Source organism: Gymnodinialimonas sp., from assembly GCF_059726805.1.
The window spans coordinates 2,225,353-2,252,152 of the sequence record NZ_AP041059.1; the positions used below are offsets into that span (position 1 = coordinate 2,225,353).

Here is a 26,800-nt window from a genome sequence, read left to right on the forward strand (position 1 = left end):
CCAAGGCGCGTCGCCAAGTCGCTGCGCTTAGTGGTGCTGTGCGAGAAGCACGAACAGGACCGCGAAGATCGGCACGAAGATGCCCTGGCTGGACGAGGCGGTGTCTTCGATGATGACGGCCTGGGGCGTGTGCGTGACAATGCCACCGGCGTTTGCAGCGGACGACAGCATGGCAGCCGCAGCTGCTGCGATCAAAACTTTTCTCATGATTATTCCCCCAAGGAATAGATTTCAGACGTAGGGACGCGGCTTGCAGACCACGCTTGCCCTTATCTTTCCAAGAATCGACCCGCGCGATCAATGGCCTCTGCCCGCCAAGCGGGCATTCCTGGCCATGACATTGGGTTTCGTGGCCTCAATGCCACGTTTTGGTCGCAAAGCCTGTTGCAAAACCGTGGAAATGTGTCTTCCGCACAACGCCCTGGGTCGGACAGGCCGCACGGACAAGCTGATTCGTTGCCATGGCGGCTTGGCCCCGACCATGATGACGACGCCCCGTAAGCCCGCCCAAGGACCTTGTACGCGTATGTTTGATTTTCACCGCAGAAAAGTGCTGCTTGGGGCAGCGGCTGGTTTGGCCACGCCCTTCCTGGCGGCGCCAGCTTGGGCCCAGGGCTTACCGCAAAGCTTCGCCGGGCGCGGGCCGATCACGCGCGGTGAGGCGGCCACGGTCACGCGTATTCCCACCGCGCAGCCCCTGGTCGCGATGACCTTCGATGACGGCCCGCACCCAAGCCTGACGCCGCAACTTCTGGACATGCTGCGCGCGCGCGGGATCCGGGCGACGTTCTACGTCATCGGGCGCAACGCCGCGCGCCACCCGCAAATCCTGCAGCGCATGGTCGCGGAGGGCCATGAGATTGGCAACCACACCTGGTCACACCCCAGTTTGCACGGCCATTCCGATGCCTCGGTGCTCAGCCAGATCGACCGCACCAATCGCGCCGTCTATGACGCCGTCGGTCGCCCGCCAGTGACCCTGCGGCCGCCGTACGGAAATCTCTATGATCGCCAACGTCTTATGATGTTCGAGGCGCGCGGGATGCCCACAGTCCTGTGGTCCGTTGATCCGCTGGACTGGCAACGCCCGGGATCAGCGGTCGTGTCGCAACGGATCGTCGGCAACAGCCATTCCGGCGCTGTGATCCTGGCGCACGACATCCACCGCGCGACGGTGCGGGCCATGCCCTCGGCGCTCGACGGGGTGACGGGGCGGGGCTTCCGCTTTGTCACGATGTCCGAGTTGATTGGCTGGCCGCGCTGGGATCGGCGTCGTCTGCGCCTGGTCCAAGCCACAGCTTAACCCTGTTTTCCCGGGCAGGGTGGCCCAATCGCTTGTTTTCCGCTAAGCTGTTTCCAGAATAGAAACAATTCGCGCCGCATCCTTCCGGGAGGCGAGCGGGAAGATCAGAGCAAGAGGCACCTTCCATGGCGACATCGACCAAACCGCGCAAACGTAAATCCACCTCCGCCGGGCCGCGCCGCAGCGCCACATCCGTGAAAGCGGTGGCGAAAGCCGACGCCGCCCCTGAAACCGAGGCGCCTGAAAGCCCTGCTGTTGACGTGGCTCCCGTGGCTGAGGCACCCACGGCTGAGGCGTCGGCCCCCAAGCCCGCCGATGATGACCGGCTCAAGCGCCCGGATCTGATCGAGGCGATCGCCAAGCGCGTGTCACTGAAGCGGTCTGAGGCCAAGATGGTCTTCGATGTCGTGCTCGATGAGATCGGCAAAGCGCTGGACGCCTCTGACGAGGTCGTGGTGCCGCCCCTTGGCAAACTGATGGTCAAAAAGCGCCTCGACAAGCCCGGTGGCGACATGCTGACCCTGAAGTTGAAACGCGCGGAAGCTGACCCCGCCGCCGGTGATGTGGCCCCCCTTGCAGACCCGCAAGAGGACAGCTAAAAGCGCCTCAGGTCGGGTGATTAGCTCAGTGGTAGAGCGCTTCGTTCACATCGAAGATGTCAGGAGTTCAAATCTCTTATCACCCACCATTCCCCTCTTTTGATTGACGAACGGGCGATTTGGTGACGGTCGGGTACCCTCCGATTTACGTCCTCCGCCATGGAGAGACGACCTGGAACAGAGAGGGGCGCTGTCAGGGCCATTTGGATGCTCCGCTGACCCCTGAGGGGGAAGCGCAGGCGTTGAGGCAGGGGCAAATCCTGCGCGCCAAGGTCTTCTCGCAGCATCCGGAGTGCGCCGTGCGCGTCAGCCCCCTGGGCCGGGCCCGGGCAACCTGGGATCTGGTGGCGCAAGGGGCAGGGCGGGTCGACCACCCTGCACAGATCGAACCCAGGTTGGCCGAGGTTCATATGGGCGCCTGGCAGGGGCGGTTGCGGGAGGATTTCCTGGCCGAAGATGCCGCCGCCCGCGCCCATCCCAACCTGTTCGAATTGTCCCTGAATACGCCCGGCGGCGAAAGCTATGAGGCGTTGAAGGCGCGGCTGGAGGACTGCCTGGCCACGATCACGGGGCCTACGATCTGCGTGACCCACGGGATCACCTCGCAGGTCCTGCGCGGGGTGCTCTGTGGCCTGTCGCGCGAAGACATGGCCGGGCTTGGCCACGATCAGGGCATCGTCTATTGCCTGGAAAATGGGCGGGAAACCCGCCTGGACGACCTTGATCCCTGATCACGCTGGCACAACACGGCATGTGATCGAGATTGCCCCTTGCCCGCGCCCATATCCTCGCGCTATCAGGCGTCCGGCGGGTCGTTAGCTCAGTTGGTAGAGCGCTTCGTTTACACCGAAGATGTCGGGAGTTCGAGCCTCTCACGACCCACCAGTTCCCGACGTTCCAAGTGTGATACCGTTTCGAGTTATGACGGGGCCCGACCTACGCGGCCCGCTTCGCGGCGCTCTGGGTCGGGAATTCGAGCCTCTCACGACCCACCAAACTTACCGCACAATTACAGCGCCACCACCTACTCGGCGCAATCGCCGCCGCCGCCCCCCTTCTTTCCCCGGTTGACCCGCCCCCGGCTTCGCCAGCAAACTGCGCCCATCCCAGCCGTTCGGAGCCCGCCATGTCAGATCAGCCCCCGCCGCCCCCGCCGATCAATGCGCCCGGTCATGGGCAGCCGTTGCAACCGGCGATCATCGTCTATGCGCTTTACGGGGCGGGTGTTTTCATTCCCTTCGCCGCCCTTGCCGGGCTGATCTACGCCTATGTGGAGCGCGGCAAAGATCCTGTGCTCGACAGCCATCTGAACTTCCAGATCGCAACCTTCTGGTGGGGTCTTTTGATGATCATCGTCGGCTTCGTGCTGGCGTTCATTCTTGTGGGCTTTTTGCTGTGGATGTTCTGGATTGTCTGGCTGGTGGTGCGTCTGGTGACCGGGTTCCAACTGGCCCAGGCCAATCGGCCGATCTCGGGGGTGGAGGCTTTTGGACTTAAGGCCATTTAGGTGCGCAAAAGCACAGAGAGCGCGCAACCACATGGAATAGGCGCGCAGGCGCGCAGTGTGTAGCTAGGGCTGAGAGATAACAGGAGCCTTTGAGATGAGCTGGAACCCGATCCTCGACACCTATTACCCCATCGGCAACGACGTCGATGCCATCAAGACCCTTATCGTGCCGCGCGCCCGCGACCTGGGCGATTTCGAGGTGCGCCGCGCCTTGCCCGCGCCCAAGAGGCAGATGGTCGGGCCGTTCATCTTCTTTGATCAGATGGGTCCGGCAGAGTTCCTGACGGGGCAGGGGATCGACATCCGCCCGCATCCCCACATCGGCCTGTCGACCGTCACCTATCTGTTCGAGGGGAAATTCCATCACCGCGACAGCCTGGGCACCGATCAATGGATCGAGCCGGGGGCGGTTAACCTGATGACGGCGGGCCACGGGATTACCCATTCGGAACGGGTCGACGGTGACATGTTGAACGCGCCCTACACGCTGTCGGGGATCCAGACCTGGATCGCCTTGCCAGAGCACGCCGAGGAGGGCGCACCTGCTTTTGTCCATGCGCCCAAGGCCGATCTGCCGCGGCTGGAGGGCGAAGGGAAGCAGCTCCGCCTGATCCTCGGCAATGCCTACGGCGAGACATCGCCCGTCGCGACACCGACCAACATGTTCTACGCCGATGCCTTGCTGGAAGCAGGCGCGCAGCTGCCCATGCCCGAGGACCATGAGGATCGCGGGGCTTACGTGATGGATGGGGCGGTGAGCGTCGCGGGCCAGACGTTCGAGAAGGGCCAGATGATGGTCTTCCGCCCGGGCGACAAGATCGCCATGACGGCCGGAGATCAGGGTGCGCGGGTGATGATCCTGGGCGGCGATACGATGGACGGCCCCCGCCACATCTGGTGGAACTTCGTGGCCTCATCGAAGGACAAGATCGAAGCCGCGAAAGAGGCGTGGCGAGAGGGCGATTGGATGCACGGGCGCTTCCAACTGCCGCCGACCGACAATGACGAGCATATTCCGCTACCCCTCTGAGCTAGCGGAAATCCAGCGGTGACAGGGGCCCGGGCTGCGTGCCAGCTTGGGCCCATGACATGTCCCCACACACTCCGCCTCACCGCGATTGCGCTCTGCCTTTTGCCCCTCGTCCCTGTGCCCGCCACGGCGACGACCCTGGACCAATGCAACGCGGCCTTGGACGAGGTGCAACAGGCCGAAAGCGGCAAGGCGCCTGACTATTTCGTCGTGCCCGGGGCCTTTGGCGGCGCGCTATCCTGCGCCACTGTCACCCCACCGGGCGAGACCCCGGTCTACCTTTTGACCGAAATGCAACAGGCAGAGGAGGCGTCCCAACCGGGCAGCCCGGACCAAGACAGGCTGCAAAGCCGGGTCGTCGTGATCTACACGCCCGACACGATCAGCATTGAAGCCTGGCGCTTCGACGGCCTGATCCGCACCACGGCCACCTGCAGCCGCGACCTGTCAGACGCATGGACGCGCACGACATCCGGCGGCTACCACTGCGGCATGCAGCTTTTTGCCCAGGATGCGGTGATCGTGCATTCCACGTTCGCGGCGGACGGCACGTTTTTGGACTACGCCCTGACTGCGGACATGACCCAGCCGTCTTTGCACGCGTATGGCTCGCCCTATGCCGAAGTGATGCCGTCCCTGCTGGATGAAATTCTGCAAGTTGCGATCAATGTGCCCGATTTGGACGCAGAACTCGTGCTTCAACCCATGACCCCAGGGCGGTTCTATACGCTGACCGACGATGGCGGCATTCACCAACTTCTCACTGTGATTGACGAGCGTGACCGATATCTTCGGTTGGTTATGGATGTGGCGGGGGATTTCGATCACTGGGAAGATGACACCGGCACACCAAGGGTGACCCATGTCCCGGATCCGGGCTACTACTATGAGGTTTTTGTCGAAACAGGGCTCGGAACGCCAAGGGCGGCCTTCCAAGACCTGCTCAGGCTTATCGCCGCTGTTGAGCAAGAGCGGGGTCTCGCCCCAGAGTAGCGCGCGCGGCACTCTGATTTCGGGCTTGCCGCCACCGCGCCGCAGATGCACCGTCCGCCCCATGGACCTGCGCCCTGCCAACTTGGATGACTTGCCCGACATCGCCCGCCTACACGAGGCGAATTGGCGTCGGGATTACGTGGGCATCCTGCCCGACGTGGCCCTTGGCACGCAGTTGACGGCCTATATGGCAACGCCCTGGGCGCCCTCGGCGCTGGCGTCTCAGCGGGTCTTCGTGGCGCGTGACGACGCGCTCCTCGGCTTCGCCGCCCTGCAAGAGGACGGCCCCCACGGCGGACCTTTTCTGGACAACCTGCATGTGGCGCCTCCGGCCCGGGCCCAAGGCATCGGGCGCGCTTTGATGTCGGCCTGCGCGGTCCTCGCCATCCCCCGCCCCCTGACCCTGGAGGTGCTGAGCGCCAACACCGACGCGCGCAAGATCTATCGCGCCTGGGGCGGGCAGGAATCCGCGGAATTCGACGATAACATTCTGGGCTACACCGTGCCCGCCGTCACCATCGGCTGGCGCGATACTGGCCAGCTGGTCGACCGCCTCAGCGGGCACACATCATGAGCGCGCCAGAGGCCACGCCGATCCGCGCCATCGCGCTGATCCTTCTGGGCATGGCCTGCATCTCGATCAACGACATGCTGATCAAGCTGCTTTCGGGCAGCTATCCGTTGCATCAGATGGTGTTCATCCGCTCGGCCATCGCGATCCTGGGCACCTGCGTCTTTGTCTGGTTGGAGGGCGGCTGGCGCATCCTCAAAACCGACCGACCCGGCCTGCATCTGATCCGCGCCGCGCTGATCGTGGCGGCCAACATGGTCTATTTCGCGGGCCTCTCTGTCCTACCCCTGGGGCTCGCAACAGCGCTGTTTTTCGTGGCGCCGCTCTTCATCACGCTTCTGGCCATTCCGGTCCTGGGCGAACCCGTGGGCCGCCACCGGATCACCGCGCTTCTGATCGGTTTCACCGGCGTCGCCGTCATGATGCTGCCCGCCACCGATTGGAATGACATCCCCCGCGCCGCAATGTTGCTGCCGATCCTGTCGGCCGCCTGCTACGCGGGCATGCAGGTGATGACCCGCAAACTGGGCGCGAAATCCGCGGCCTCGGCCATGGCGATCTACATCCAACTGGCCTTCATCGTGGTCTCCGCCGTGTCGTTCTTCGCCGTGGGCCACGGGCGCTTCGCGGAAGGGTTGGAGAGCGAAAGCCTGGTTTTCCTGCTGCGCGCCTGGGTCTGGCCCGCGCCCGAGGACATCTGGAAATTCGCCGTTCTGGGCGCCATGGCCGCGATCATCGGCTACTGCCTGTCAGCCGCCTACCGCCTTGGAAATGCGGCGACGGTCGCCTCCTATGAATACGCCGCCTTGCCGATGGCCATCGTTCTGGGCTGGATTGTCTTCGCCGAGCGTCCGGGCTGGATCATGCTGCTGGGAACCGCCCTGATCGCAGGCGCAGGCCTCTACGTCTTCGCCCGCGAGCGCCGCCGCGCCGCCCCCGGAGAGCCCCCAGGCCCCGCCGCCGAACGCCCCCTCCGCCGCGGCTGACCGCCCCTTTTGCCGGGACCAGAACGACAGCCCCAAAGAAACCCCAAAAACACCCCCACGCCCCGCTTGACCGCACCGCCCCCCGCCGCTATCCCGCACCCCACGCGCGGTTGTAGCTCAGTTGGTTAGAGTACCGGCCTGTCACGCCGGGGGTCGCGGGTTCGAGTCCCGTCAACCGCGCCATTTGCACCCTTTTTTGCGCTACTTGAGCGTGGTAGGATGCGTACTGCCCTGCAGTCCGTGCGTCGTTTGAAGGCGGGGGAACCCTACCTGTGCTGGTTCTTCTTCGCGTCCTCGATGGCGGCGTTAAGGACTGACCGTTCGTCGGGAGTTAGCGATGCAATGAAGGCTGAAATGTCGCCGCTGGCTTCGGTCAGAAAATCAATCGCGTGTTTGACGAGGTCCGTCGAATGCTCTCCAATCCTGAAACTGTTACTGATATCGGTTCCAACATCCGCCAACGCACCTTGCGCCACGACCCCCGCAGGGGCCGCCATCAACAGGGCCGCCGCCGTAATAAGGTTCTTGCCACCCGCACGGTTCACCGACGACGCCTTTTCGGCCTGGGTCCCATGATGGGTTGCGATCTGCCCCACATGTTGAACTAACGCGGCACTCTTTTCGTCGACGAAATTTGCTCGCAACGCGGCAGCGATTAACTCGGCAACCATTTCGACCGTCACGGCACGCCTCTCGAACGATCCATGATCATCATCGAGCGCTCGCGCTTCGGGGAAGGAGCGCACGAGGCTGGCAGCGATACCAATGAGTGTCGAAAGGGCAGCGCGGCCTTCTTGGTTCAGAAGGTCCAATGGATCCCGCCCGGCAAGCGCCCCCTTGTCGTTTGCGTCCAGATGATCTCCTAATGCGATCAAGCTGGCCCACATTTCCAAGGACCGCAGCGACAGGGAGCGGCTATCGTCATTCAAGATTTCGCCAAGCCGGGAGGCCTCTTCAAACACGTCTTGGCGAAGGCCGCCGCTGTTTGAGCGCCCCTCAAGCTTATTCTTTAGAAAATCAATGCGTTGCGCGACCAAGATGGCCAACGTCTTTTGCCGTTCTTCCAAGGCAACATCGCGGACGAATAGTTCCATCGCGCCGTGAACGGGGGAAAAGCGCCAACCAGATAGGTCTTGGGACTCGATCAAGATTTCAGCGGTCAGGGGAGGTTTCTTCGGCTCGCCTTCGGGCGCACTATCCACATCGCTCGAAGGCAACGGCGCAGGCCACTCCGGCAACGTCCGCAAATAGGCGAGCGTCTTATCCACTCGCTCTTGATCGCCCTCAATCTCCGCCAACCGCGCCAGCTCTGGGTCTTGCCGAGTGGCCTCGGTATCCTCAAAACGCATGTCGCGGCGCTCATGGGTGGCAAGTGCCGGACAGGACAGAAGTGGGCGCAGGTCCCTTACGGCTGTGTCACGGATCTGTATGTCATAAAAATCCGATAGTTCTGCAAAGTAATTTAGATTGGAAATCTTAGTTCCGTTGAAGTAGGCGCGGGTCAGAATTTTGAGGCTTGCGATGAAGGTAAGGTCCTCAACTTGAGTGCGGGAAAGATACAAATACTCCAAGCGCGTTAGTTTCGAGATCTCACTAAATTCAATGACCTCGGTATCATCGAGAGATAAGAAACTCAGCTTCTCAAATTCTACTACATTGGACAGATCGCGAACTCTAGTGTGGTCCAGGTGAAGCATGAACAGTTCTCTGAGCGCAGATATGTGCGCTAGGTCCCTAATCTGAGTATAGTTGAGCTTAAGGTGGCGCAGGTCTTTCAGCTCGGTGATGCCCTCGGGCACCTCCTCCAGCGCGCGATACGCCTCTCCCGACAAATCGAGCATCGTCGCTCCCGCTTCTGCCACCCGAGCGATCTCCGCTTCTGCCGCCGCGAAGGCCTGTTCCGCCTCTGTCATGCCTGCTCCTTCGCCCATGCTCGCATCCTCCCCCATCTGCGTCGCCACTCCAAGAGGAGAGTTCCCAAACAAACCGCAAGTTTCCCGCTTGACCGCGCCGCACCCCGTCGTTATCTCGCTCCTCACGCGCGGTTGTAGCTCAGTTGGTTAGAGTACCGGCCTGTCACGCCGGGGGTCGCGGGTTCGAGTCCCGTCAACCGCGCCACTCCTTTTACTGTCCTACCGCCCTTTGGGCTACTTGAGGACGTTCGTCTCTCATCCTCCGCTTCCGCCATCGACGCTCATTGAGAACGCGTGTCTTGCTTCCGGCACCTCCGCCCTTTCAGCCCACGGAAGCCCGTTTTCCAGCCGCTTCGCGCGCATGTTTTCCACGATTGCGCCGCGCCCGCCGCGCGCTAGGCTCTCCCGCAATGATCCGAGCACTTCTTTCCCTCGCTCTCACCTCCACGCCTGCATGCGCGCAGGACGCACCGTTGCGGTTTCCGCTGGCTGACATTCTGGGGATCGCCGCCCATGCGCATCTGGACCGCACCGGGGTTCTGCGCGAGTTGGGCGCGGTCGTCCCCCTGTCCGTCGCGGCGGAGACGCCCCTCAGCCGCGCGCCGAATGATCCTTTTCTCTGGAGCCTCACCGGCTCTTTCGGCGGCACCGGCGCGCATCCGCGGCCCGGCGCGATCTTCGCCTGCGCGCGGTACGGCCTTGAAACCCGCGACGTGATCGCCGCGAACGGCCTCGCGTCGCGGCAGACCTTTGCGCTGATGCGCTTTGCGCAGCCCCAGTTTGACGACACCGCCGTCTGGCCCGAGGGCGCCGTCGCGCGGCTTTATTGCAGTTTCGTATGGGATGACGCGCGGGTGGTGGAGATCATGGCGGAGGCGGCCACCCGTGAAGGCCTGGGCGCCCTGTTCCAGACCCTCACGGATCGCCCCGCGCCGCCACAGATTTATGGCGAGGAGGGCTACCGGATTGATGCCACGGGCGGTCGGGACGACAGCGTTGTGCAGGTCGAGAGTGCGCGGATGACGCTGACACTTGGCCACCAGTCCCTGACATTTCGCAGCTTCCTGATGGGGGGCGGCGTGTAGCCGCCGCTATTGCCCCCATTGAGCAACCAGCTCAACCCCGGTGGATCCAGCCCCCGCCGAAGATCCGCCCACCCTCTGGCGCGTAGAACACGCAGGCCTGGCCTGGGCTGACGCCTTCTTCCGCCACGATCAGCTCCACCTCCGCTTCCGTCGCCGAGATGGGCCGGATCGTCGCCGCCCTCTGCGGACGGGTGGAGCGGATTTTGACGTCCAATTCCCACGCGTCCTGGCTGTCGAAGGGCGCATCGCCAAGCCAGTTGATCTCGCGCACCGGCACCGCGCGGGTCGACAGCATCGCTTTCGGGCCAACGATCACTTGCCGCGTGTCGGGGTCCAGCTTCACCACATACAACGGATCGGCGAGCCCGCCGATGCCAAGCCCGCGCCGCTGGCCGATGGTGTAATGGATCACGCCGCGATGCTCGGCCAGGACATTGCCGTCGATGTCCACGATCTCTCCGGGATCGGCCGCGCCGGGGCGAAGTTTCTCGATCACGGCCGCATAGTTGCCGTTGGGGACAAAACAGATGTCCTGGCTGTCGTGCTTGTCAGCAACACTTAATCCGTATTTCGCCGCCAAGGCCCGCGTTTCGGTTTTGCTCTGCAAGTGACCTAGGGGAAAGCGCAGGAAATCGAGCTGCTCCTGCTTGGTTGAAAACAGGAAATAGGACTGGTCGCGCGCGGCATCGGCTGCGGAATGCAGTTCTGCCTTATGCAGGCCCATTTTGCGTTGAATATAGTGGCCCGTCGCCATGCAATCGGCGTCGAGGTCTTTTGCCGTCTCCAGCAGGTCCTTGAATTTCACCCGCTCGTTGCAGCGGATGCAGGGCACGGGCGTGGCGCCGGCCAGATAGCTGTCGGCAAACTCGTCGATGACGGCGTCTTTGAAGACGTTCTCGTAATCCAGGACGTAGTGGGGAAAGCCCATCGTCTCGGCGACGCGGGCCGCGTCCTGAATGTCCCGCCCGGCGCAGCACGCGCCTTTTTTGGCCAGCGCCGCCCCGTGGTCGTAAAGCTGCAGGGTCACGCCCACGACATCATAGCCCTCGTCCGCCAGTTGCGCGGCCACGGCGGACGAATCCACGCCGCCCGACATGGCGACAACTACCCGCGTGTCGGCGGGAGCTTTCGGAAAGCCTAACGAATTGAGGCCATTTGGCCGGTCGAGCGCCATTGGGTGCGTCCTGAACTAGGGGGTTGGTCCTGAAATAGGGGGTCTAGGGCGAAATATAGGAAAAAGGCATCCTATCGCAAGGGACGCTTACCCGATCTTAAACCTCATGGCCCATCAATCTGGGGACTGAAGGAGAAACGAGGCCGAGATGTATATCAGGAAAATTCAGGGGCCGCACACCGTGTCACTGCCCGACGGCAGTAAGATGACACGATCTGACCTGCCCCCACCGACGACGACACGCTGGGTTGCCAGCCGAAAAGCCGCCGTGGTCAGGGCCGTTTCGCACGGGTTAATGACCGAGGAAGATGCGATTCGCACCTATTCGCTGTCGGAGGAAGAGTTGGACGCCTGGCGGACTGCGGTGGAACGCCACGGGGAAAAAGCCCTGAAAACAACGGCAATTCAGCAATTCCGCGAATAAGAATAAAAAAGAAATTGAGGTTTTTGCGAAATCTAGGGGTGCGGGTAACTTGGTGTTAACCATTTGGGCCAAAACTGGACATACCGAATGAGAGCCACCTGGAGTTGAAGCGTATGCGCGTTCTGTTAGTCGAAGACGATCCCACCACGTCGCGAAGCATTGAAATGATGCTCAAGCACGCGAACCTCAACGTCTACTCAACCGATCTGGGGGAGGAGGGGATGGATCTCGCGAAGCTCTACGACTACGACATCATCCTGTTGGACCTCAATCTTCCCGATGTCTCCGGTCACGAAGTGCTGCGGCATCTGCGCACTGCCCGGGTCGAGACGCCGATCCTGATCCTCTCGGGCCTCGACGATCCGGAAAACAAGCTCAAGGGCTTTGGCTTTGGCGCCGACGATTACCTCACCAAGCCGTTCCACCGGGAAGAACTCGTGGCCCGGATCCACGCCATCATCCGCCGCTCCAAAGGCCACGCCCAATCGGTCATCAATACCGGGCGCATCTCGGTCAACTTGGATGCCAAGACCGTGGATGTGGCGGGCGTGCCCGTGCATCTGACCGGCAAGGAATACCAGATGCTGGAGTTGCTGTCGCTGCGCAAGGGCACGACGCTGACGAAGGAGATGTTCCTGAACCATCTTTACGGCGGCATGGATGAGCCGGAACTGAAGATCATCGACGTGTTCATCTGCAAGCTGCGCAAGAAACTGTCGGAGGCCACCGGCGGCGACACTTATATCGAGACGGTCTGGGGCCGCGGCTACGTCCTGCGCGATCCGGTCTCGGCGGTCGACGACATGGACCTTGGCATGGTCGCAACCGGCTAGCCGGGCAAGTTTCAGCGTCCCGACGCTCCTTTGAAGCGGGGGCTTTCAATTGGACATGTTTGGGACGACGCTGGAAGCGGCGCGGAGAGATCCGGGCCGCTTTTCGCATGTTACGGCCCAAGGGCAAGGCGCACCTATGAGCGGCTCGATCGTCTGGAAACATGGAGCAGATCGGAACGCATTGCCGCTCCTCTCTGGACCAATCGGTCGCTGGCTCCTATCACCAATCAAAAGATCTGCAGCTTCGGGGGGCGCATGTCACATCCAGATCAAGAGGCCGCCGCGCTGGCGGCTGAATTGACCGAGCCCCAGGCCGCCGCACGCCTGGAAGAACTCGCTGACATCCTCGCCCAGGCCAACACCGCCTACCACGGCGCCGATGCGCCGGAGTTGAGCGACGCAGCCTACGACGCGCTCAAGCGCGAAAACGCAGCGATTGAGGCGGCGTTCCCGGCCCTCAAACGCGCCGATAGCCCCTCCGACCAGGTCGGCGCCGCCCCGTCCGAGGGCTTTGCGAAACTGACCCACAGCCAGCGCATGCTGTCGCTTGCGAACGCATTCGACGCCGCCGATGTGACCGATTTCGTCGCGGGCATCGCGCGTTATCTGAACCTCGCGCCAGATGCGCCGTTGCCATTCACCGCCGAGCCCAAGATCGACGGCCTATCCCTGTCGCTGCGCTATGAAGACGGCCAGCTCGTCTCCGCCGCCACGCGGGGCGACGGCGCGGTCGGTGAAAACGTCACCGCCAATGCGCGCACCATCGCCGACATCCCGCAGGTGCTGGAAAACGCCCCAGCCGTTCTGGAAGTCCGAGGCGAGGTCTATATGAGCCACGCCGATTTCGCCGCCCTCAACGCCCGCCAGGAAGAAGCCGGGGCCAAGACCTTCGCCAATCCCCGAAACGCCGCCGCAGGCTCACTCCGCCAACTCGACCCCGGCATCACCAAATCGCGACCGCTCAAGTTCTTCGCCTATGCCTGGGGCGAGGTGAGCGCACCCCTCGCCGAAACCCAAACGGACGCCCTCAACCGATTGAAAAGCCTCGGATTTCAGATCAACGACCGCACCAAAACCTGTGCCAGCTGCGAGGAGATGCTGGCGCATTACGCCAGTATCGAGGAGGGGCGGGCCGAGCTCGGCTATGATATCGACGGCGTCGTCTACAAGGTCGACGATCTGGATTATCAGCGCCGGCTTGGCATGCGCTCCACCACGCCTCGGTGGGCGATTGCCCACAAATTCCCGGCAGAGCTGGCCTGGACCACTCTGGAGGCCATCGACATTCAAGTCGGCCGCACCGGCGCGCTCAGCCCCGTGGCGCGGCTCACGCCCGTGACCGTTGGCGGTGTCGTTGTCTCCAACGCGACTTTGCACAATGAGGACTACATTGCCGGGCGCGATGCCAATGGGGGACCGATCCGTGACGGAAAGGACATCCGTGTCGGCGACCGCGTGCAGGTGTACCGGGCGGGCGACGTGATCCCCAAGGTCGCCGATGTCGACCTCTCCAAACGTCCCGCCGCCGCGCAGCTCTATGTCTTCCCGACCCACTGTCCCCAGTGCCAATCCGACGCGATCCGCGAGGAAGGCGACGCCGTCCGTCGCTGCACCGGTGGCCTGATCTGCCCGGCGCAAGCGGTTGAAAAGCTGAAACATTTCGTCAGCCGCGCGGCCTTCGACATCGACGGCCTCGGCGCCAAACAGGTCGAGGCATTCTATACAGACACCTGGATCGCGGAGCCTGCCGACATCTTCCGCCTAAAAAAGAATTACGGCGAAGGCCTGCAACAACTCAAGAATCGAGAGGGCTGGGGCGAGAAATCCGCCACCAGCCTGTTCAACGCCATCGACGCCAAACGCACCATCGCGCTGCATCGCCTGATCTTCGCCCTCGGCATTCGCCACGTCGGTGAGGTTGCCGCGAGCGATCTGGCCCGCCACTTCAGCACCTGGGCCGGGCTGGCCGAAACGGTGGATCAAGCCGCGCCCGCCGCCGATGCCCATCTGCGCGCCGAAGCCGCGATCCTGGAGGAACGCAAGGCCGCTGCCGATGAAGGCCGCCGTGCCGCGCTTCAGCCCCAGCGCGATAAGGCCTGGGCCGATACGCCCGAGGCCGCCAAAGCGGCTTGGGATGACCTCACCGGCATCGACGGCATCGGCGCGACGGTGGCCGTGTCGTTGGTCACGACCTTCCAGCAAGCGCGGGAACGGGCCTCGATTGACCGCCTGATCACCGAACTCACCGAGATCCAGCCGCCTGAGGCGCGCGCCACCCAAAGCGCCGTCGCGGGCCTGACGGTTGTGTTCACCGGCGCGTTGGAGCGCATGACACGGGCCGAGGCCAAGGCGCGGGCCGAGGCGTTGGGCGCCAAGGTCTCGGGTTCGGTCTCGGCCAAGACCGATCTTGTGGTGGCGGGGCCGGGCGCAGGGTCCAAAGAGAAAAAGGCCAAAGACCTGGGGATCGAGTTGCTGACAGAGGACCAATGGCTGGACCGGATTGGCGATGGCTGATCACCTGCCCAAAGGCCGCCCGGAAATCCTGTTTCCGCTGTTCGCCGGGCTGGAAACGCTCGAAGGGGTCGGGCCGAAGACGGCGAAGAATTACGCCGGGATCAATGTCGAAACCCCGCGCGATCTGATTTTTACGCTGCCCGCGGGCGGGCTCGACCGGACCCGGAAAGCCTCCATCCGAGATGTGGCACTGCCCGGCCCCGCGACGGTGGAAGTCACGATTGGCGCCCACATCAAGCCCAAAGGCCGCGGCCCGTACCGGATCGAGGTTGAGGACGCGCAGACCTCTTTTCATCTGATCTTTTTCCACGCCCGCGGCGATTACCTGGAACGCGCCCACCCAACTGGCGCGCGGCGGGTCGTCTCGGGCAAGGTTGAGCTCTACGACGGCATCGCCCAGATGCCGCATCCCGATCACATGCTGCCGCCCGAAGAAGCCGCCGCGATCCCGGCCTATGAGCCCGTCTATCCGCTGGCGCAGGGCCTCACCCAACGCGGGGTCCATAAGGCTGTGCAATCGGCGCTGAGCAAGGTCGAAATCCTCGGCGAATGGGCCGATCTTAACACCGTCAAGGACCGCAAATGGCCTGCCTGGCACGATGCGATCACAGCTGTCCATGCGCCGCAGACCGCCAGTGACCTCAGCCGCGCGGCGCTGCCTCGGGAACGGCTCGCCTATGATGAGTTCTTCGCTCACCAGTTGACTCTCGCGCTGGCGCGCGCCACCCGCCGCAAGAAGCCCGGGCTGCGCAGTGAGGGGGATGGCAAGCTACGCGCCAAAGTCTTGAAATCACTGCCCTATACGCCCACCAGCGCGCAGACGCGGACGATCAAAGAGATCGCTGAAGACATGGCCGCCCCACACCGGATGAACCGGTTGCTGCAAGGCGACGTGGGCTCGGGCAAGACGTTGGTGGCGCTGATGGCGCTGCTGGTCGCGGTGGAGGCCGGGGGGCAGGCGGTAATGATGGCGCCGACCTCGATCCTGGCGGGGCAGCATTACCTGAACCTCAAGCCGCTCGCCGATGCGGCCGGCGTGGTGTGTGAAATCTTAACAGGGGCGGACAAAGGGAAAGAGCGGCACGCAAAACTTGAGGCGCTCAAACGCGGTGACATCCACATCCTCGTCGGCACCCACGCGGTGTTCCAGGACGACGTGGATTTTCACAGCCTGCGCCTCGCGGTGGTGGATGAGCAGCACCGTTTCGGCGTGCGAGAGCGGGTGCGCCTGAGCCAGAAGGGCGAGGCGGCGGATGTTCTGGTGATGACCGCCACGCCAATCCCGCGCACGCTGAGCCTGGCGCAATACGGCGACATGGACCTGAGCGTGTTGGACGAAAAACCGCCCGGACGCACACCGGTGAAGACGGCCCTGATCTCTACCGCGCGCCTTGATGAAGTGGTGGCGCATCTGCACCGGGCGCTGGACGAAGGCCGCCAGGCCTATTGGGTGTGCCCGCTGGTGGAGGAATCCGAAGTCTATGACGCGACGGCGGCGGAGGAGCGTTTCAAAATGCTCCGCGCCGCGTTCGGAGAGGGCAAGGTGGCGCTGGTCCATGGCCAGATGAAGCCGCGCGACAAGGACGCCGTGATGGCGGCCTTCAAGGCCGGAGAGACGCGGGTTCTGGTGGCGACAACGGTGATTGAAGTCGGCGTGGACGTGCCCAACGCCTCGATCATGGTGATCGAGCAGGCCGAGAATTTCGGCCTCGCACAGCTACACCAATTGCGCGGCCGGGTGGGACGAGGGTCAGCGGAATCGACCTGCCTGTTGATGTACCGCGCGCCCCTGGGCGAAACCGCGACACGGCGCCTGCAGGTGATGCGCGAGACAGAGGACGGCTTCCGAATATCCGAGGAGGACCTGGCCATTCGCGGCGCGGGCGACGTGATCGGCACGGCGCAATCGGGCTTGCCCCGGTTCCGGGTCGCAGACCTGGAAAGCCAAGGCGCCTTGATGGCCTTGGCCCAGAGCGACGCACGGGCTTTGCTGACATTGGATCCGGAGTTGACGGGCGCGCGGGGACAATCTGCGCGGGTGCTCTTGTGGTTAATGGAGCAAGACAAGGCGATCCGCTTGTTGGACGTGGGATAGGCCGGAGACCAGCACGTCGAGAGCCCGAAAGGAGAACAAAACGCTTTTTGTTCTCAAATGTTCTCAAAAAGTTCTTTACAATTTTATTCGAACGTGAGAACAAAGGCGCAACAAAGACGTTAACCAAGACAGGATACGCTCCCATGATTGCCCAAGCTGCTCAGATCCTCGCCCGGTCCCGCGACACGCTGATGTATGACTTGGCCGGTGTGGTTGCGCTGGCTGTCATGACCGTGGGGATGCTGCATTTGCCCGGTTTGATCTGACGTCCTAGCCATTGCGCGCAGTAGGACCATGACGTTGGGTTTCAGCGTTGTGACTGCGCCGAGTTTCTGCCAGCGATCCATAGGGTTTCGTTTGCGCCACTTGTCCCGGCTCAAACATGATTTGCCTCGGCCCATTGTCCCATGCCTCGGGACGCACCGGATCTGCATACTTCCGCCGCCATCCTTGTCCGGGGTGCGCGGCGGTTTTTTTCGTGCGGTGGCGCGGGCAGAGCCTTTGAAGGCTCTGGCAAATCTCTTGCAAGAGATTTGGTCACCGCCCTCTGTAAACGGAAGGCCTCAGGCGCAGGCCGCGCGTTCGGCCTCGGCCATCGCCTGCGCTGTGGCGTCGAGCGACAGCATAATCGACGCATGGCGATTGCGATACTCGCGCGCGGGCTCCAGCACTTCATAGCCCGCCCAGGGCGCGCCGGGGGGCGGGCCGTCCGCTTTGAGCATGGCATGCAACGCGTCGCGGGCGGTTTCCACCTCTACCCGCGACCGGCCAATGACATGCTGCCCCAGAAGCGAGGCCGCGGCTTGGCCCAGGGCGCAGGCCTTCACATCCTGCGCGAAGTCCACAATCCGCCCGTCTTCCAGTGACAGATCGACCGTCACCGTAGATCCGCACAGGGGCGCGCGTTTCTTGACGCTTGCCTGGGGAGATTCCAGGCGCCCGCGATGGGGAATATCCGCCGCCAGCGCCAGGATGCGCTGGGAGTAGAGTTTGATGAGGTCGGTGTCACCTGCCATCGCTTTGCCTTTCCGTTCCGTCTTGCCTTAAGTAGCCCTGCCTGGGTGATTTGCAAAGAGGTGCTTCCATGACAGCGTTCGATCCGGCGAGCCTTCGCTATGATGCAAATGGCCTTGTCCCCTGCATTGCGCAGCAAGAGGGCACCGGCGAGGTGTTGATGATGGCGTGGATGAATGCCGACGCGGTCGCCAAGACGTTGGAGACGCGGCGGGTGACCTATTGGAGCCGCTCGCGCCAGGCGTTCTGGGTCAAGGGGGAGACGAGCGGGCATACTCAGGAGCTGGTCGATCTGCGGGTGGATTGTGACCGGGATTGCTTGCTGGCCGTGGTGCGGCAGGAGGGGCCTGCGTGCCATACGAACCGGCGGGTGTGTTTCTATACCTCGGTCGTGGATGGGGTGGAAGTGGAGTTGATGGCGCCGGAATGAGTGGGGTGCTCAAGCTTGAGCATAAGTGTAAGCTATTGTTTTAGAATGGTTTTGGAAATTTTTTAGGGATTTGTTAAGGGTTTTTTGCGCTTGTGTTGGGTGCAGGGCCTTTGCCCCGGCGGTGTGCCGCTGGCGGGTGGTGTGATGAAAGTTGTATTTGGCAAGATGAAGGGGGGAGCGGTTGGTGGGCGCTGATGCGTTGATTTGGGTTGCTGCGGGGTGTCCGGCCTTAGAGGCCGACGAGGCGGCGGATGTCTTTGGTGGTGGCGCCGTCGGCGCGGTATTTTGAAAGCGCGCGGGCGTCGTCTCGTTTGGCCAGGCGGCGGCCTTGGTCGTCTCGGATCAGGCGGTGGTGGTGGTAGGTCGGCGTGGGCAGGCCGAGGAGGCGTTGCAAGATAACGTGGATCATTGTGGCGTCATAGAGGTCTTCGCCGCGGATGACGTGGGTGATGCCTTGGGCCGCGTCATCGAGCACCACGGAGAGGTGGTAGGAGCCGAGGAAATCTTTGCGCGACAGCGCGATGTCGCCGACGTCCTGTGCCATTTGGGCGCGTGTGACCGCGACTGGGCCTTTGGGCGGATGGCCTGTTTCTGAGAAGCTTGCGACAGGATCTGGGCCCGGGACTCGGCGCGATCCCGTTGCGATTTGCTCCATGGCGCGGGCCATGTTGAGGCGCAGGGTCGTGGCCCTGGGCAGGGGATCATCTGTGTGTGCGGGGGCGGAGGGGGTGTCGCGGCACGTGCCGGGGTAGATGACGCCGTCGGGGCCCATGGGCGGTTCGCCCTCATGGGGGGCGGAGGCGGCGGCGAGGATATCGCGGCGGTTGCAACTGCAGGGGTAAAGCAGGCCCGCGCGCCAAAGGGTTTCCAGCGCGTCGCGGTAGGCGGGCAGGCGGTCTGACTGGCGCAGCGGCGGGGCGTCCCAGGTGAGGCCAAGCCAGGTGAGATCGTCGAGGATTTGCGCCTCCCACTCCGGTTTGGAGCGCTGGCGGTCGATATCCTCGATGCGCAGCAGGAACGTGCCGCCTACCGCCCGCGCCATGTCGTGGGCCAGGAGCGCGGAATAGGCGTGGCCCAGGTGCAGTGGCCCGGTGGGCGACGGCGCGAAGCGGGTAATCATGGGGATATCGCGAAGCGGGTGATCACGTTTTGCGCAGGATGTAGATGGAGGATTTCATGGACTTGCCGGGCAGGTGGTCGCCGTAGGCCTCGTGTACCAGGGTACTTGTGTTTTGAGCCTCTGCCAGGGCCTCCATGAAGGAGGTATCGGCCAGCGTCGCGTCGTTGTAGCTGAACCCCAGAAGCCCGCCGGGCGCCAGCACATCCAGAAGGCTGTGCAGCGTATCGGCGGGCGCGGCGCCGAGGCTGACAACGCCGATGGCGGCGATGACCGCGTAGCCTTGGGGTGGCGTCTCGCCAGGGGCGCTGGCCCAGATTTTGCGGTAGGCGCCGGTCTCTTGCGCTTTGGCGAGCATTTCGGGGGTGATGTCGGTGCCGTCGATGGTGCTGAAGCCTTGTGCCGCCAGCGCCATGCCCGAGAGGCCCGTGCCGCAGCCGAAATCCAGCACGGGCGCGCTCAGGTCGGTCGCGGCCTCGGCCAGGGCTTTGGCCAGCCGCCCCGGCGTGGCGTAGCCCGCGCCTTCCACATCCGCGTCATAGGTGGCGGCCCAATCGCGGTAGATCGCTTGGGTCTCGGATGGAGAGCGGGGCTGCCAGAGCGGTTTGTCGAACGTTGCCATGGGCGCGAGGTTAGACGCGGAAGCGGGCGCCCGTCCAGCCGGGCGCGGCTTACTCCGCGGCTTGTGATTGCGGTGTAAGCCAATCCGTCCAGGCGGCTTTCGCGCGGTCGGTATAGGCCTTATAGCGGTCCTTGCGGCCCCTGCGCCCGGATTTGAGGCCTTCCACCGGGGGGAAAAGGCCGAAGTTGACGTTCATGGGCTGGAAGGTCTTCGCCTCGGCGCCGCCGGTGATGTGGGTGACAAGCGCACCCATGGCGGTGGTATCGGGAACCTCTGGCAGGGCTTGGCCCAGGATCTCGGCGGCGGCCATGCGACCTGCGAGGAGCCCCATGGAGGCGCTTTCCACATAGCCCTCCACGCCGGTGATCTGGCCCGCGAAGCGGATGTGCGGCTTGGTGCGCAGGCGCATCTGGGCGTCCAGCAGGGTGGGAGAGTTGATAAACGTGTTGCGGTGGATGCCGCCGAGGCGCGCGAAGCTCGCCTCGTGCAGGCCGGGGATCATCGCAAAGACCTGTTTCTGCGCGCCGTAGGTCATCTTGGTCTGGAAGCCCACGATATTATAGAGCGTCCCGAGCGCGTTATCGCGGCGCAGCTGGACGACGGCGTGGGCCTTGGTCTGCGGATCATGGGGGTTGGTGAGGCCCACGGGCTTCATGGGCCCAAAGCGCAGGGTCTCGCGGCCGCGCTCGGCCATGACCTCGATGGGCAGGCAGCCGTCGAAGTAGCCGGCCGTTTCGCCTTCCTTGAATTGGGTTTTGGGCGCTTCCAGAAGCGCGTCGATGAAGGCCTCGTATTGTTCCTGCGTCAGGGGGCAATTGATGTAGGCCTCCTGCTCCTCGATCGTGTCGCCCTTGTCATAGCGCGACTGGCGCCAGGCCGTGCCCATATCGATGCTGTCGGCATAGACGATGGGGGCGATGGCGTCGAAGAACGCCAACGCGTCCTGGCCCGCTTCCTTGGCGATGGCATCCGCCAGCGCGCTGCCTGTCAGCGGCCCGGTGGCGATGATCGTGGGGCCGCCTTCGGGGAGGTCTTGCACCTCGTCATAAACGATCTCGATCAGCGGATGGGCTTGCAGCTTGGCCGTCACGGTCTCGGCGAACGGGTCCCGGTCCACGGCGAGCGCGCCGCCTGCGGGCAGTTTGTGGGCGTCGGCGGTGTGCATGACGATGCTGTCCGCGACGCGCATTTCCCAATGCAGCAGGCCCACGGCGTTCTGCTCGCTGTCGTCGGAGCGGAAGGAGTTGGAGCAGACCATCTCGGCTAGGTTGCCGGTGCGGTGGGCGAAGGTTTCAACCTTCGGGCGCATCTCGATCAGGCGCACGCGGACGCCGAGGTTTGCGGCCTGCCACGCGGCCTCGGACCCGGCCATGCCGCCGCCGATGATTGTAAGCTGTGTATCTCGTGTCATGGGGGGGATTTAGGCGTTCGGACGCCCAAGGGAAAGGGCGAAGCGACCCGGACCGTGGGCTGCAAGCATCAAATAGCCGCCCGCGATGACCCAGTTCTTGAAGGCGATGGTCATTTGCCAGGGGTCGTCCATCAGGATGTGAAAGGTGCTGGTGACGACGCAATAGGCGGCGGCGGTGAGGGCGAGAGGTTTGGTATAGGCGCCAAGGGCGATGCCGAGCCCGGCCACGGCGGTGTAGACGGCAGCCGGCCAGATCAGCCAGCCGGGCAGCGCGGCGAGCGCCAGAAGCGCCTGCGCGCCCTCGGGCGAGGCGACTTTCTGGATGGTGCCTGCCAAAAGCAGCGCGGCGAGCAAAAGCCTGCCCGCCAACGCCAGAGCATCACTCACCCTTCAGCCCCACCGTCGCCGTCGATTACTTCGGCGTCTTCGTCCCCTTGGTCCGCGATATAGGCGACTGAGACGATGTCTTCGCCTTTGGCCGTGTTGAACACCTTCACACCCCCCGCAGAGCGCGAGCGGAAGGAGATGCCGTCAATCGGCACGCGGATCGACTGGCCGGTCGAGGTCGCCAGCATGATCTGGTCGTCCATATCGACCGGGAAGCTGGCCACCAGCGTACCGCCGCGCATGGCTTTGTCGATGGCCGAAACGCCCTGTCCGCCGCGCCCGCGCACGGCGTAATCGTGGGACGAACTCAACTTGCCAAGGCCGCCGCTGGTGATCGTCAGGATCAGGTCTTCGGCGGCAGACATCTCGGCGTAGCGCTCGGGCGACAGGTCGCCCTCTGGCACGTCATCCTCGTCTGGCTCGGCCTCTTCGGTTACACCCGCCATCAGGCGACGTTGCTTCAGGTAGGCGGCGCGCTCGGAGGCTTCCGCCTCGAAGTGGCGGATGATCGACATCGACACGACCTCGTCATCCTTACCCAACTTGATCCCCCGAACCCCGGTGGAGGCGCGAGAGTTGAAGACCCGCACGTCCGTCGCCGGGAAGCGGATCGCGCGGCCTTGCTTCGTGACCAGCATCACATCATCGTCATTCGACGCGATGCGGGCGTTGATCATCCGCCAGCCTTCGCTTTCGCCCTCAAACTTCATCGCGATCTTGCCGTTGCGCATGACATTGGCGAAATCGGACAACGCATTCCGCCGCACGGTGCCGCGGTCGGTGCAGAACACCACTTGTAGCTCGTCCCAATGATCCTCGTCCCGGTCGACAGGCATGATTGCGGCGATGCCGGTGCCGATCTCGATGGGCAGGATGTTGACGATGGCCTTACCACGAGAGGACCGCGACCCCGACGGCAGACGCCAAGTCTTCAGCTTGTAGACCATGCCGCCCGTGGTGAAAAACAGCAGCGGCGTGTGGGTGTTGGCGACGAACATGCTGGTGACGACATCGTCGTCTTTCATCGAGCCGCCGGCGACGCCCTTGCCCCCGCGCTTCTGGGCGCGGAAATCGGCCAGGGGTGTACGTTTGATGTAGCCGCCCGCCGTGATCGTCACGACCATATCCTCGCGCTCGATCAGGTCCTCGTCGTCCATATCGCCGGACCATTCGACGATCTCGGTGCGCCGCGGCACGGCGAATTTCTCGCGCACCTCGGCCAGCTCGTTAGAGACAATCTCCAGGATCCGCTCGCGCGAGGCGAGGATGGCGAGGTAGTCTTTGATCTTGCCCGCCAACTCTTCGAGTTCGTCCGTGACTTCCTTGACGCCCAGTTGCGTCAGGCGCTGCAGGCGCAGCTCCAGAATGGCGCGGGCCTGGGTCTCGGACAGATTATAAGTGCCGTCCTCGTTGGCGGTGTGGGTCGGATCATCGATCAGCTTGATGAACGGCAGGATCTCGTCGGCGGGCCAGGCGCGCTGCATCAGGGCGGTACGCGCAGCGGGGGCGTCAGCGCTGGCGCGGATCGTCGCCACCACTTCGTCCACGTTGGACACAGCAACCGCCAGACCGCAGAGCACATGGGCCCGGTCGCGCGCCTTGCGCAGCTCGAACGCAGTGCGGCGCGCCACGACCTCTTCGCGGAAGTCGAGGAAGGCCACGAGGAACCCGCGCAGGGTCAATTGCTCGGGCTTGCCACCGTTCAGCGCCAGCATGTTGCAGCCGAAGGACGTCTGCATCTGGGTGAACCGGAACAGCTGGTTCAATACCACCTCGGGCGTCGCGTCGCGCTTCAATTCCACCACGACGCGCACGCCGATGCGGTCACTCTCATCCGCGACGCCAGAAATCCCATCGATCTTCTTGTCACGGACCAGTTCGGCAATCCGCTCGATCATGCTCGCCTTGTTCACCTGATAGGGGATCTCATCCAGCACGATGGCGTAGCGATCCTTGCGGATCTCTTCGATGCGGGTCTTGGCCCGGATGATGACCGAGCCGCGGCCTTCGATATAGGCCTTATGGGCGCCGGAGCGGCCTAGGATGATCCCGCCGGTCGGGAAATCCGGGGCAGGGACGTATTCGATCAACTCTTCCGAGGACAGATCCGGCTTCTCGATCAGCGCCTGGCAGGCATCAATGACTTCACCCAGGTTGTGGGGCGGAATGTTGGTGGCCATACCAACCGCGATGCCGCCCGCACCGTTGACGAGCATGTTGGGGAAGCGGGCCGGCAGAACGCTCGGCTCCTGCTGTTTGCCGTCGTAGTTGTCCTGGAAATCAACGGTGTCCTTGTCGATATCTTCCAGCAGAAACGCGGCGGGCGCGTCCATCCGCACCTCTGTGTAGCGCATGGCGGCCGGGTTATCGCCGTCCATCGACCCGAAGTTGCCCTGCCCGTCCAGAAGCGGCAGCGACATGGAGAAATCCTGCGCCATGCGCACCAAAGCGTCGTAAATCGCGCCGTCCCCGTGGGGGTGGTATTGGCCCATCACATCGCCCACGGGGCGCGCGGATTTGCGATAGGATTTCTCGTGGGTGTTGCCGGTCTCGTGCATTGCGAACAGGATCCGCCGGTGCACCGGCTTGAGCCCGTCGCGCAGGTCCGGGATCGCGCGGGAAATGATCACCGACATCGCGTAGTCGAGGAACGAGTTCTTCATCTCCGCCGAAATATCGATCGACGGTCCCGTGTATTCGGTCCGCTCTGGCAGCGTGTCTCCGCTTTCGGGGGGGCCGTTTTCAGGTGGTTCAGGAGTGTCGGTCATAGGTCCGCCCGTTGGTCGTGTTTTACGCTATATTTTGTTGGATTTGACTATATCCCCACGGGATATGGGGTGCAATGGGGGAAGGGCGTTTTGGCAGCGCGGCCGCCCGCCTGCTAACACATTGTTTTGTTGGAAAATTAAGAATTCCCCGGCAAGCTGGTCGTGGGAGGCAGACCACAGGCAATGGAGACTGCAATGACTGAGACGGAATTGATGCTGAACGGTTACGGATTGACCACGGCCGAGATGTTCTACCGGATGCCCGATTACCAGAATGTACTGAACACATTCGTCTGGCAGGACTATGACCTGGCACCCGATCACCCGAAGCTCTTTGGGTTCATCGAGTTCTGGCAGGACAAGATCGACGGGCCGCTGCATTCGGTGCGGTTTACACACCGCAAGATGATCGCGCCGGGCGAGTGGCGGAATGTCGTGGGGGAGTTCACAGTGCACTAAGTCTGCCACAGCAAGGCACCGCTGCGAGGAGGTCTTGCGCATCAAAGATGCGCTTGGCCGAGGAGGGGCGCGTTAAGCGCGCGCCCGTGCAGCAGTGATCCAGACGGCTGCCAGCCCCAGGCAGATGATCCCGTTCCAGCTGGCCATCGACAGGCCCGCGAACATCCAAGCCGCCTCGTTGCACAGCACGATCTGCGGGCCAGAGGTCGTGTCGAACAGATCCTCCATCGACAGGCTGCCCAGATCCTGCGCGGCGGAGGCCCCGCAGACCTGCGGCCCGTCCCACCAGGCGCGTTCCACGCCCGTGTGCAGCAGCGAAATGCCCGCGTTCACAACCATGCTCACCGCGCCGAGCCAGGCAATGAGGGCGTTGGGAATAGCCACGCCCACGACAGACAGCGCGATGGCGATCCGGTGCGGCCAGCGCTGCCACAGGCACATCGCGCAGGGCAGGAGCCCCACGACATACTCGAAATACAACGCCCCCAGGAATAGCCCCAGCGACCCGAGGCCTGCCAGGGCGATCAGATTGCGCCGTGTCGCCTGACCGCTCACAACCCGACCCACCCCATGATCAGGCTGATCAGCGACGCGCCGGTCAGCACCAGTGTCGCGATCCAGGCCGTGCCCAGAAGCGCGCCGCCCAGAACCAGGATGCCATCGCGCTGCAACAGCCCCATGGCGACGATGACAATGGCAAAGCCCGGCACGGTATTGGTCAGCGGCAGCGGCACCAGTATCGACGCGCTGAACAGCACCAGCGCAAGGCCCACGACGCGGTCCATCGGCGGGCGGGTCAGGGCGATCAGGCGGGGATGGCTCAGCGCCTCGATCCGGCGCAACCAGGGGCCCGCGCGCTCTGCGAGGCCTTGCAGGCTTTCGCTCGACACGGTCCGCGCGCCAAGGCGTTGCGGCAACCACGGCGCCCGGCGGCCCATGACAATCTGCGCCGAGACGAACATGAGGGGCAGCGAGACCACCTGAGGGACGCCGTAAAGGAACGGGATGCAGCAGGGCAGGGCCAGGACCAGCAGGAACAGGCCGAACGCCCGCTCGTGCAATTGCGCCAGGATCCAGTCGAGCGTTACCGCCTCTCCCTCGGCATCTTCTGCCAATTGCCGCAGGCGCTCGGAAATTGCCATCGCCTCGCCGGTGGGCTCCGTGCTGGCCAGTGCGTCATCGGGGTGCGCCGTCATCAAGACTGTCTCCATTCCAGGGGCCGAGGCTCGCGCCACGGATTCTCCCGCACCGCTTACCAAATGCCGCGGACACCCACCAGCGCGTGCTGGCCCCTCATCGGTAAGGTTTCCCTTTGTTTTTGGGCTGGACGAGGATCAGAGGCTTCGCTAGGCAAGCGCCCAAGGGCCCGAGTGGCGGAATTGGTAGACGCAGGGGATTCAAAATCCCCCGCCTAACGGCTTGTCGGTTCGAGTCCGACCTCGGGTACCAGCCCTTTCTTTCCAGAGAATGCAGGCGCGACTTTTGCCCCTTCGCGGTGCCCCGGGCGCGCGACTTTGGGCGGATTTGTGGCGGCTTTCGGCAAGTTGGTGCCGATTTTTGCCGTC

Annotated in this window: 27 protein-coding genes and 5 tRNA genes; 21 read left to right on the plus strand and 11 right to left on the minus strand. The window is 63.5% G+C overall.

Annotation, left to right across the window (positions count from 1 at the left end):
- Positions 1-27: 27 nt before the first annotated feature.
- Positions 28-207 carry a hypothetical protein gene (locus tag AC6I9R_RS10895; RefSeq protein WP_461425598.1) on the minus strand — a complete coding sequence of 60 codons (180 nt, stop codon included), beginning with the start codon at positions 205-207 and terminating at the stop codon, positions 28-30.
- A 319-nt stretch (positions 208-526) separates the two neighbouring features.
- Between AC6I9R_RS10895 and AC6I9R_RS10900 the strand changes: the two genes are divergently transcribed.
- The 11 genes from AC6I9R_RS10900 (at position 527) to AC6I9R_RS10950 (ending at position 7,172) form a co-directional block, all read left to right on the plus strand.
- A complete protein-coding gene (locus AC6I9R_RS10900; protein ID WP_461425599.1) occupies positions 527-1,303 on the plus strand; it encodes a polysaccharide deacetylase family protein in 777 nt (258 codons plus the stop codon).
- 125 nt (positions 1,304-1,428) lie between these two features.
- The gene (locus tag AC6I9R_RS10905) at positions 1,429-1,902 is read left to right on the plus strand and encodes an HU family DNA-binding protein (RefSeq protein WP_461425600.1); all 474 of its coding nucleotides are present in this window, start codon (positions 1,429-1,431) and stop codon (positions 1,900-1,902) included.
- 14 nt (positions 1,903-1,916) lie between these two features.
- Positions 1,917-1,991, plus strand: a tRNA-Val gene (locus AC6I9R_RS10910).
- A gap of 33 nt (positions 1,992-2,024) precedes the next feature.
- A complete protein-coding gene (locus AC6I9R_RS10915; protein ID WP_461425601.1) occupies positions 2,025-2,633 on the plus strand; it encodes a histidine phosphatase family protein in 609 nt (202 codons plus the stop codon).
- A 78-nt stretch (positions 2,634-2,711) separates the two neighbouring features.
- Positions 2,712-2,787, plus strand: a tRNA-Val gene (locus tag AC6I9R_RS10920).
- 241 nt (positions 2,788-3,028) lie between these two features.
- A complete protein-coding gene (locus AC6I9R_RS10925; RefSeq protein ID WP_461425602.1) occupies positions 3,029-3,409 on the plus strand; it encodes a DUF4870 family protein in 381 nt (126 codons plus the stop codon).
- Between the two features lie 94 nt (positions 3,410-3,503).
- A complete protein-coding gene (locus tag AC6I9R_RS10930; protein ID WP_461425603.1) occupies positions 3,504-4,439 on the plus strand; it encodes a pirin family protein in 936 nt (311 codons plus the stop codon).
- 54 nt (positions 4,440-4,493) lie between these two features.
- Entirely contained in the window at positions 4,494-5,432 is a 939-nt protein-coding gene (locus AC6I9R_RS10935) for a hypothetical protein (RefSeq protein ID WP_461425604.1), read from the plus strand.
- 61 nt (positions 5,433-5,493) lie between these two features.
- Complete coding sequence (locus tag AC6I9R_RS10940) at positions 5,494-6,006, plus strand: GNAT family N-acetyltransferase (RefSeq protein ID WP_461425605.1); 513 nt, start codon at positions 5,494-5,496, stop codon at positions 6,004-6,006.
- Positions 6,003-6,989: a DMT family transporter gene (locus AC6I9R_RS10945; protein ID WP_461425606.1), complete on the plus strand. Its 987-nt coding sequence runs from the start codon at positions 6,003-6,005 to the stop codon at positions 6,987-6,989. The genes AC6I9R_RS10940 and AC6I9R_RS10945 overlap by 4 nt, the downstream gene beginning before the upstream one ends.
- 106 nt (positions 6,990-7,095) lie before the next feature.
- Positions 7,096-7,172, plus strand: a tRNA-Asp gene (locus AC6I9R_RS10950).
- An 83-nt stretch (positions 7,173-7,255) separates the two neighbouring features.
- On the opposite strand, the gene AC6I9R_RS10955 is transcribed toward AC6I9R_RS10950, so the two are convergent.
- Complete coding sequence (locus AC6I9R_RS10955; protein ID WP_497863107.1) at positions 7,256-8,920, minus strand: leucine-rich repeat domain-containing protein; 1,665 nt, start codon at positions 8,918-8,920, stop codon at positions 7,256-7,258.
- A gap of 110 nt (positions 8,921-9,030) precedes the next feature.
- Between AC6I9R_RS10955 and AC6I9R_RS10960 the strand changes: the two genes are divergently transcribed.
- Both AC6I9R_RS10960 and AC6I9R_RS10965 read left to right on the plus strand, forming a co-directional pair.
- A tRNA-Asp gene (locus AC6I9R_RS10960) sits at positions 9,031-9,107 on the plus strand.
- A 205-nt stretch (positions 9,108-9,312) separates the two neighbouring features.
- Entirely contained in the window at positions 9,313-9,987 is a 675-nt protein-coding gene (locus AC6I9R_RS10965; protein ID WP_461425608.1) for a hypothetical protein, read from the plus strand.
- Positions 9,988-10,018: 31 nt separating this feature from the next.
- Here AC6I9R_RS10965 and mnmA read toward each other — a convergent pair whose 3' ends face one another.
- Positions 10,019-11,161, minus strand: a complete 1,143-nt coding sequence (gene mnmA / locus AC6I9R_RS10970; protein WP_461425609.1) for a tRNA 2-thiouridine(34) synthase MnmA — start codon at positions 11,159-11,161, stop codon at positions 10,019-10,021.
- Between the two features lie 148 nt (positions 11,162-11,309).
- Here mnmA and sciP point away from each other — a divergent pair, with 148 nt between their 5' ends.
- From sciP to AC6I9R_RS10995, 5 genes are all read left to right on the plus strand, one after another.
- A complete protein-coding gene (gene sciP / locus AC6I9R_RS10975; protein WP_461425610.1) occupies positions 11,310-11,585 on the plus strand; it encodes a CtrA inhibitor SciP in 276 nt (91 codons plus the stop codon).
- 113 nt (positions 11,586-11,698) lie between these two features.
- Complete coding sequence (gene ctrA / locus AC6I9R_RS10980) at positions 11,699-12,418, plus strand: response regulator transcription factor CtrA (protein ID WP_461425611.1); 720 nt, start codon at positions 11,699-11,701, stop codon at positions 12,416-12,418.
- Between the two features lie 255 nt (positions 12,419-12,673).
- On the plus strand, positions 12,674-14,932 hold the full coding sequence (gene ligA / locus AC6I9R_RS10985) for an NAD-dependent DNA ligase LigA (RefSeq protein WP_461425612.1): 2,259 nt from the start codon (positions 12,674-12,676) through the stop codon (positions 14,930-14,932).
- Positions 14,925-17,027 carry an ATP-dependent DNA helicase RecG gene (recG, locus tag AC6I9R_RS10990; RefSeq protein WP_461425613.1) on the plus strand — a complete coding sequence of 701 codons (2,103 nt, stop codon included), beginning with the start codon at positions 14,925-14,927 and terminating at the stop codon, positions 17,025-17,027. The genes ligA and recG overlap by 8 nt, the downstream gene beginning before the upstream one ends.
- Before the next feature lie 143 nt (positions 17,028-17,170).
- Positions 17,171-17,293 carry a hypothetical protein gene (locus AC6I9R_RS10995; protein WP_461425614.1) on the plus strand — a complete coding sequence of 41 codons (123 nt, stop codon included), beginning with the start codon at positions 17,171-17,173 and terminating at the stop codon, positions 17,291-17,293.
- Between the two features lie 297 nt (positions 17,294-17,590).
- On the opposite strand, the gene AC6I9R_RS11000 is transcribed toward AC6I9R_RS10995, so the two are convergent.
- The gene (locus AC6I9R_RS11000; protein WP_461425615.1) at positions 17,591-18,043 is read right to left on the minus strand and encodes an iron-sulfur cluster assembly scaffold protein; all 453 of its coding nucleotides are present in this window, start codon (positions 18,041-18,043) and stop codon (positions 17,591-17,593) included.
- 68 nt (positions 18,044-18,111) lie between these two features.
- Here AC6I9R_RS11000 and hisI point away from each other — a divergent pair, with 68 nt between their 5' ends.
- Complete coding sequence (hisI, locus tag AC6I9R_RS11005; RefSeq protein ID WP_461425616.1) at positions 18,112-18,471, plus strand: phosphoribosyl-AMP cyclohydrolase; 360 nt, start codon at positions 18,112-18,114, stop codon at positions 18,469-18,471.
- 229 nt (positions 18,472-18,700) lie between these two features.
- Here hisI and gluQRS read toward each other — a convergent pair whose 3' ends face one another.
- The 5 genes from gluQRS to gyrA are packed head-to-tail and all read right to left on the minus strand — an operon-like array spanning position 18,701 to position 24,776.
- Entirely contained in the window at positions 18,701-19,591 is an 891-nt protein-coding gene (gene gluQRS, locus AC6I9R_RS11010) for a tRNA glutamyl-Q(34) synthetase GluQRS (protein ID WP_461425617.1), read from the minus strand.
- A gap of 22 nt (positions 19,592-19,613) precedes the next feature.
- Positions 19,614-20,210 carry a class I SAM-dependent DNA methyltransferase gene (locus AC6I9R_RS11015; protein WP_461425618.1) on the minus strand — a complete coding sequence of 199 codons (597 nt, stop codon included), beginning with the start codon at positions 20,208-20,210 and terminating at the stop codon, positions 19,614-19,616.
- A gap of 49 nt (positions 20,211-20,259) precedes the next feature.
- Positions 20,260-21,621: a methylenetetrahydrofolate--tRNA-(uracil(54)-C(5))-methyltransferase (FADH(2)-oxidizing) TrmFO gene (trmFO, locus tag AC6I9R_RS11020; RefSeq protein WP_461425619.1), complete on the minus strand. Its 1,362-nt coding sequence runs from the start codon at positions 21,619-21,621 to the stop codon at positions 20,260-20,262.
- Positions 21,622-21,630: 9 nt separating this feature from the next.
- Positions 21,631-22,008 carry a DoxX family protein gene (locus AC6I9R_RS11025; protein ID WP_461425620.1) on the minus strand — a complete coding sequence of 126 codons (378 nt, stop codon included), beginning with the start codon at positions 22,006-22,008 and terminating at the stop codon, positions 21,631-21,633.
- Positions 22,005-24,776 (minus strand): DNA gyrase subunit A, encoded by a 2,772-nt coding sequence (gene gyrA / locus AC6I9R_RS11030; RefSeq protein ID WP_461425621.1) that lies wholly within the window; start codon positions 24,774-24,776, stop codon positions 22,005-22,007. Before gyrA ends, AC6I9R_RS11025 begins: the two co-directional genes overlap by 4 nt.
- A 195-nt stretch (positions 24,777-24,971) precedes the next feature.
- Between gyrA and AC6I9R_RS11035 the strand changes: the two genes are divergently transcribed.
- Positions 24,972-25,235, plus strand: a complete 264-nt coding sequence (locus AC6I9R_RS11035) for an usg protein (RefSeq protein ID WP_461425622.1) — start codon at positions 24,972-24,974, stop codon at positions 25,233-25,235.
- Between the two features lie 72 nt (positions 25,236-25,307).
- On the opposite strand, the gene AC6I9R_RS11040 is transcribed toward AC6I9R_RS11035, so the two are convergent.
- Positions 25,308-25,790, minus strand: coding sequence for a disulfide bond formation protein B (locus AC6I9R_RS11040; RefSeq protein WP_497863108.1), 483 nt, complete (start codon positions 25,788-25,790; stop codon positions 25,308-25,310).
- Positions 25,787-26,431, minus strand: coding sequence for an exopolysaccharide biosynthesis protein (locus AC6I9R_RS11045; RefSeq protein WP_461425624.1), 645 nt, complete (start codon positions 26,429-26,431; stop codon positions 25,787-25,789). Before AC6I9R_RS11045 ends, AC6I9R_RS11040 begins: the two co-directional genes overlap by 4 nt.
- A 168-nt stretch (positions 26,432-26,599) precedes the next feature.
- On the opposite strand from AC6I9R_RS11045, the gene AC6I9R_RS11050 reads away from it, so the two are divergent.
- Positions 26,600-26,684, plus strand: a tRNA-Leu gene (locus AC6I9R_RS11050).
- Positions 26,685-26,800 lie beyond the last annotated feature (116 nt).